This is a genomic window from Tepidimonas sp. (assembly GCF_029335975.1).
Lineage (GTDB): Bacteria > Pseudomonadota > Gammaproteobacteria > Burkholderiales > Burkholderiaceae_C > Tepidimonas.
The window spans coordinates 1-6,107 of sequence record NZ_JARJMT020000089.1; the positions used below are offsets into that span (position 1 = coordinate 1).

7 protein-coding genes are annotated in these 6,107 nt (G+C 65.8%); 6 read left to right on the forward strand and 1 reads right to left on the reverse strand.

Annotation, left to right across the window (positions count from 1 at the left end; translation table 11 throughout):
- Window positions 1-7: 7 nt before the first annotated feature.
- Window positions 8-1,831: a TRAP transporter large permease subunit gene (locus tag P3W97_RS05010; RefSeq protein ID WP_300844382.1), complete on the forward strand. Its 1,824-nt coding sequence runs from the start codon at window positions 8-10 to the stop codon at window positions 1,829-1,831.
- Window positions 1,832-1,851: 20 nt separating this feature from the next.
- Complete coding sequence (dut, locus tag P3W97_RS05015) at window positions 1,852-2,301, forward strand: dUTP diphosphatase (RefSeq protein ID WP_300844373.1); 450 nt, start codon at window positions 1,852-1,854, stop codon at window positions 2,299-2,301.
- 48 nt (window positions 2,302-2,349) lie between these two features.
- Here the strand turns inward: dut and P3W97_RS05020 are convergent, their stop codons facing one another.
- A complete protein-coding gene (locus tag P3W97_RS05020) occupies window positions 2,350-2,847 on the reverse strand; it encodes an FKBP-type peptidyl-prolyl cis-trans isomerase (RefSeq protein WP_300844375.1) in 498 nt (165 codons plus the stop codon).
- A 14-nt stretch (window positions 2,848-2,861) separates the two neighbouring features.
- On the opposite strand from P3W97_RS05020, the gene P3W97_RS05025 reads away from it, so the two are divergent.
- From P3W97_RS05025 to P3W97_RS05040, 4 genes are all read left to right on the forward strand, one after another.
- A complete protein-coding gene (locus tag P3W97_RS05025) occupies window positions 2,862-4,055 on the forward strand; it encodes a cupin domain-containing protein (RefSeq protein ID WP_300844377.1) in 1,194 nt (397 codons plus the stop codon).
- 131 nt (window positions 4,056-4,186) lie between these two features.
- Window positions 4,187-4,408: a hypothetical protein gene (locus P3W97_RS05030; protein WP_300844379.1), complete on the forward strand. Its 222-nt coding sequence runs from the start codon at window positions 4,187-4,189 to the stop codon at window positions 4,406-4,408.
- A 331-nt stretch (window positions 4,409-4,739) separates the two neighbouring features.
- Window positions 4,740-5,231, forward strand: a complete 492-nt coding sequence (locus P3W97_RS05035) for a hypothetical protein (RefSeq protein WP_300844384.1) — start codon at window positions 4,740-4,742, stop codon at window positions 5,229-5,231.
- On the forward strand, window positions 5,195-5,473 hold the full coding sequence (locus P3W97_RS05040) for a hypothetical protein (RefSeq protein ID WP_300844381.1): 279 nt from the start codon (window positions 5,195-5,197) through the stop codon (window positions 5,471-5,473). The genes P3W97_RS05035 and P3W97_RS05040 overlap by 37 nt, the downstream gene beginning before the upstream one ends.
- Window positions 5,474-6,107: the final 634 nt, after the last annotated feature.

Below are 6,107 nucleotides of genomic sequence, written 5' to 3' on the forward strand. Positions count from 1 at the left end.
GGTTTTTTTGCACGACAACTTCGTGCCGGTGATGTTCGCCGGCCTGCTGGTCTTTCTGCTGACTGGCTTTCCGGTGGCGTTCTCGCTGGCGGCCACCGGTCTGTTTTTTGGCTTCATCGGCATGGAGATCGGGCTGTTCCCCGATAACCTATTCCAGGCCCTGCCGCTGCGGGTGTTCGGCATCATGCAGAACGACACGCTGCTGGCGATCCCCTTCTTCACGCTGATGGGCATCGTCCTGGAGCGCAGCCGCATGGCCGAGGATCTGCTCGAGACGGTGGGGCAGGTGTTTGGCCCGGTGCGCGGTGGCCTGGCGGTGGCGGTGGTGCTGGTCGGCGCGCTGCTGGCGGCCACCACCGGCGTGGTGGCGGCGGCCGTGATTTCGATGGGCCTGATCTCGCTGCCCATCATGCTGCGCTACGGGTATAACCGCTCGATCGCTACTGGCGTCATCACGGCCTCGGGGACGCTGGCGCAGGCCATCCCGCCGTCGCTGGTGTTGATCGTTCTGGCCGACCAGCTTGGCCGCTCGGTGGGCGATATGTACGCGGGGGCCATGCTGCCGGCGCTGATGCTGGTCGGGCTGTACCTGCTGTTCATCGTCGCGGTGGCGATTCTGCGTCCGTCGTGGGTACCGGCGCTGCCGCCAGAGGCGCGCATCTACCGCGAGGACAACGGCGCCAGTGGGCATGCCTCGCTGATCGCCCTGTTGCTGGTGGTGACGCTGGCCGGTTTGGTTTGGGCGCAGGTGCATGCAGTGGTGATGAACCCGCTGCTCGACCGGGCTGCGGACGTGCCGGCACCCACCGACGAGGTGGTGGTGCTGTCGACGACCATCGGTGCGTTGTTGGCGCTGGTGTTGGCAGCGCTTAACCGGCTGCTGCGGCTGGGGCTGCTTTCGCGACTGGCCGAGCAAGTCACCTTCGTGCTGATCCCGCCGCTGGTGCTGATTTTTCTGGTGCTGGGCACCATCTTCCTCGGCGTGGCCACGCCGACCGAAGGTGGCGCGATGGGCGCAGTGGGCGCGCTGGTGATGGCGGCGATCAAGCGCCGGCTGTCGTGGTCGATCGTGCGTCAGGCGCTGGAAAACAGCACCAAGCTCTCGATCTTCGTGCTGTTCATCCTGATCGGCTCCACGGTTTTCAGCTTCACCTTCAATGCCGCGGACGGTCATATCTGGGTCGAGCATTTGTTTGACAAATTACCGGGCGGACAGCTTGGCTTCCTGCTGGTGGTTAACCTGCTGGTGTTTGTGCTCGGCTTCTTCATCGACTTCTTCGAGATCGCCTTCATCGTCATCCCGCTGCTGGCGCCGGTGGCAGACAAGATGGGCATCGACCTGATCTGGTTCGGCGTCATCCTGGCCATGAACCTGCAGACCTCGTTCCTGACGCCGCCGTTTGGCTTTGCGCTGTTCTATCTGCGCAGCGTGGCGGCGCGGGAGGACTACACCGACGCCGTCACGGGCCGGCGCATCGGTGCCGTCACCACACCGCAGATTTACAAGGGAGCGATCGCTTTCATCGTGCTGCAGCTGATCATGGTGGCGCTTGTCTTGGCGCGGCCGGAACTGGTCACCGGCAGCATCTCCAGGGCGGTGCAGGCCGACACCGAGGCCGTCCGGCAGCAATTGATGGATATGCAAGTGGGCGACCCGGACAGCGATGACCCCTGGGCACAGGACGAACAAGGGGAGGAGGGTGATTCGGCTCAGCCCGACAGCAACTCCCCAGCGGACACCGTGGCGCCGCCCGCTGCCGAGGACCAGTCTGCTGAGGAAGATCCCATGGAAGCGCTCAAGCGTTCCATGCAGAGTGGCGGCAAACCTTGACCTCTGGGAGCATCGCCACCATGGAGGTCGAACTCCGCATTTTGGACGAGCGCCTAAAGGCCCAGCCGCCCGCCTATGCCACGCCAGGCAGCGCGGGACTGGACCTGCGCGCCTGTCTGGACGCGCCGCTGACCTTGGCGTGTGGCGCATGTGAGCTGGTACCCACCGGGCTGTCCATCCACCTGGCCGACCCCGGGTACGCGGCGCTCATCCTGCCGCGCTCTGGACTGGGCCACAAACACGGTCTGGTTCTGGGCAATTTGGTCGGACTGATCGACAGCGACTATCAAGGGCAGCTGATGGTCAGCGCCTGGAATCGCAGCTCCGTCCCGTTCACCATCGAGCCGCTGGAGCGCATCGCGCAGCTGGTCATCGTGCCGGTGGTGCAGGCGCAGTTTCGCTTGGTCGAGGCGTTTGCCGAGGCAACGGCGCGTGGCGAAGGCGGCTACGGCTCCACCGGCCGCGCATGATGCGCCCGCATTCCGCACCCGGGGCGACCGGGGCGGTCAATCGCGCCGTCAATCGCGTAAATGCACCTGGAAAAAGCCCGTGCCGGTGCTGCCGCGCCCGACCTCATCCGGTGTCGCTTCGCGCACATCGTGCACCCGCAGCGTCAGCCGCAGGGCCATGCCGGCCAGGGGGTGGTTGGCATCCAGCACCACGTGGTCGGGATAGATTTCGCTGACAAAGTAGAGCCGATCGCGCGGCGCGTCCGGCGTACAACCCGGGGGCAGCCCCTCGAAGGCCATGCCCACCTCCAGCTCGGCCGGGAAGGCCGAGCGTGGCTCCAGATAAATCAACTGGTCGTCGAAGTCGCCAAAGGCGTCCTTCGGCTCCAGGTGCAGCTCCATGCGCTCACCCGGCCCGCGGCCGACCAGGGCCTGCTCGATGCTGGCCAGCAGGTCGCGGCCGCCGATCAAAAACTCCACGGGCTCGTCCGAGGCGTCGAGCACGTTGCCCAAGGTGTCCTTCAGGGTCCAGCTGAGGCTGGCCACGCAGGGAGGTGCGATTTTCATCGGACAATTGTCCCATGAGACGACCCATCGCTTCCAGCGCCCTGGCGTTCCCTTGGCCCCAGCCCACCGAGCCGACCCCGCTGCTGGGTGGGCTGACGCCCGAGCAATTCATGCGCCGACATTGGCAGCGCCGCCCGCTGCTGATCCGGCAGGCGGTGGCGGGCTTTCGCCCGTTGCTGTCGCGTGCCGAGCTGTTTGCGCTGGCTGCACGCGAGGATGTGGAGTCGCGCGTGATCGAGCAGCATCCCGACGCTGCCGATCCGGCGCAAACCTGGCGGCTGCGGCACGGGCCGTTCGATCCCCGCGCACGGCGCGGCGAGCGCGCGCTGCCGCCGCTGCGGCGGCCCGGCTGGACCCTGCTGGTGCAAGGCGCCGACCTGCACCACGACGGGGTGCATGCGCTGATGCAGCGGTTTCGCTTCGTACCCGATGTACGGATGGACGATGTGATGATCTCCTGGGCCAGCGACGGCGGCGGCGTGGGGCCGCACTATGACAGTTACGACGTCTTTTTGCTGCAAGCCAGCGGGCAGCGCCGCTGGCGCATTGGCCGCCAACGGGACTTGGCACTGCGGCCCGACTTGCCGTGCAAGATCTTGCAACGCTTCGAGCCAGAGCAGGAGTGGGTGCTGCAGCCCGGTGACATGCTCTACTTGCCGCCGCGCTGGGCCCACGACGGCGTGGCCGTGGGCGATGACTGCATGACGTATTCCATCGGCTTTCGCGTACCGCAGCGCGGAGGGTTGGCGGCCGAGCTGGTGCAGCGGCTGGCCGAGGAGCATGAGGACGATGTCTTGTACCGCGATCCCGGTCAGCCCGCTACGGCCGAACCGGCCCGCATCCCGGCGGCTTTGCAGGCCTTCGCGCGCGAGGGGCTGCTGCGCTTGATGGCGGATGAGCGCGCGCTGGCCTGCGCCTTGGGCGAGGTGTTGACCGAGCCCAAACCGCGCGTGTGGTTCGAGCCGGCCGAAGCCCCCTGGACGCCCGGCGCCGTCGTGCTGGACCGGCGCACCCGCATGGCCTATGACGAGCACCATGTCTTCATCAATGGCGAGGCGCTGATTGCGCGCGGTCGCGACGCCCGCTTGATGCGCCGGCTGGCGGATGTGCGTACGCTGTCGGCTGACGAGGTGCAGCGCGCCAGCGACGATGCCCGCGCCGTCCTGGCTCAGTGGTTTGAGGCAGGCTGGCTGCATGCCGCGCTCTGATGCCCGCGTAGGGCGTCAATCACTTTAATCGCCGTCAGATCTCGCATGATCGTACAGTCTTCGTCGGAAGATTTCGGCGTGGGACGCATACCCGTCCTGTAGGGGCAGCCTGGGGAAGGGCAGAACGGCATATGAGAGTCTCTGAAGCCCAGCGCCTGCGGGAGCTCGACGGCGAGGACGCCAAGCGCAAGAAGCGGCTGGCCGAAGCCCACCGGGACACCTTGTGGGGCGATCGCCAGACAGCTACCGCCACCCGCTGTGGCCCAGCCAGCTCAACGCTACCTTGGGTGACCTCATTTGGCAAACAGCCTTCGTTCGTCGCCGATTGGGCTGCTGGCGCAGCCAGTGCCTGACAGTGGTGGACATCGCTAACATGGAGTCCTTAGAGCTTGCAGTGGACTTTAGCATCTCGGGCCAGCACGTCACGCGCGTACTCGACCAAGGGCAAGGCCGACCAACCTCGCAGACAAAACGACGATTGACCTTCAACCCCCAGGACTGCTCAGAAACACTGGTACGGAAAACAGGGGCAGGTCACGAGTGAAGTTGCCCCGCTTTCACGGACACCTTATCTCGCAGTTGCAAGAAGGAGTCCAAGATGCCCAAGAGCCGACCGCCGTACCCGGCGGAGTTCAGACAACAGAGGATGGAGCGGGTGACAGCTGGCCGTGCGCTGGCGGAGCTGTGAGTCGCGAAGCCCGCGCGCTCATCGAGACGTTTTCCGCGGCGGAGCACGGTCAGCGGGCGCAGACGTTCAGACGTCAGGCCGGGCGCGGGCAGCTGGCCTGGGAGGCGCCGCATCTGCGCCAGGGTTTGTGCCAATCGGCGGTGGTCATCATGCGCCACGCGCGGCGTGAGTTTGGCATCGATGGCGATGATGCCCAGGCCGAGCAGACGTATGTGCTCATGTCGCAGCGCGTGATCGAGATGGGAAAGCATGTGGCGGTGCAGCTGCACCGCGGGCGGTTGCAGTATGTGTTTGGCTCGCGCGTGCTTGGCGCCGTGGCGGTGGTGGATTGGGAAAGCGCGAGCCTGCGCGGGCTGTATGGACACCGCAGCGCCCCGGATGCGTTCGAGCGCGCCTGGGCCAACCGGTGTGCGCGCAATGGCGCGCGGATCGCCGTGAAGGAGAGCAAGCGATGGAACCGACTTATCCGCTCGATACGCTGGCACTGATCTTCGGTGACGGACCCGAAACGCCGACAGCGGACGTCAATTCGCTGTATCACGCCAGCGTCAATCTGTCTCAGGATTATGCCGCCGGGCTGCTCGATGCGGACTATTCTGATGGCGTGCGTCGAATCCTTGCGGCGAGCCGCTGGCGCGACGATCCAGAGTGGCAGCAGCAGTGCTCGGCCTGGCGAGCGGCGTATCTGCCGGATCAGCAAGAGTTGTGGTGGTGGCCTAGCCGCTGGTGAGCAGGATGTCGCTACGCGCTTTGCAGCGTCTTCACGCGCGTCATGTGCGCGAGCGGTGCGCTTGCTCTGCGACGGGAGCGGACGGTACGGAGAGCGGTCATGGCTGTCCTGATAACGCGCGATTTGATCCTGGATCGACTGGCATGGGCCCAAGACGCCCTGGACGTGGACTGGTGGTGGCGGCTGTCCATGGACTGGTGACGGTCAACGGCGTTTCCCCGCCACCGTATCGCCAAGATGAGGCCATGAGCGCGCATGCTCGCATGACCGGCGGTGGCCCGGCGCTGCTGGCGTTCGGCGACCGGTGCGAAGGGCCGGGCGCACTTTGTATAGCGAGCGTCGTCCGTACTGACTGGACGCCTAACGTTACGTTTGCTTACAAGGGTAAACCCTAGGTTGATCCATAATTCGCGGGTTAGGCGCTGGGCCGACGGCCATTCGATGCGCCCAAACCACGGTTGTCCCGTGCCGGCGGGGCGACGAATGTGTAACGAAGATTCCCGGTATCCCTGACTCGGAAACGACCTCCTATGAACAAAATCGCTCTGATCGCTGCATTGATCGCCGCCGCCAGCCTGGCTGCCTGCGGCAAGAAGGAAGAAGCCCCCGCCCCCGCGCCTGCCCCGGCGGCGGC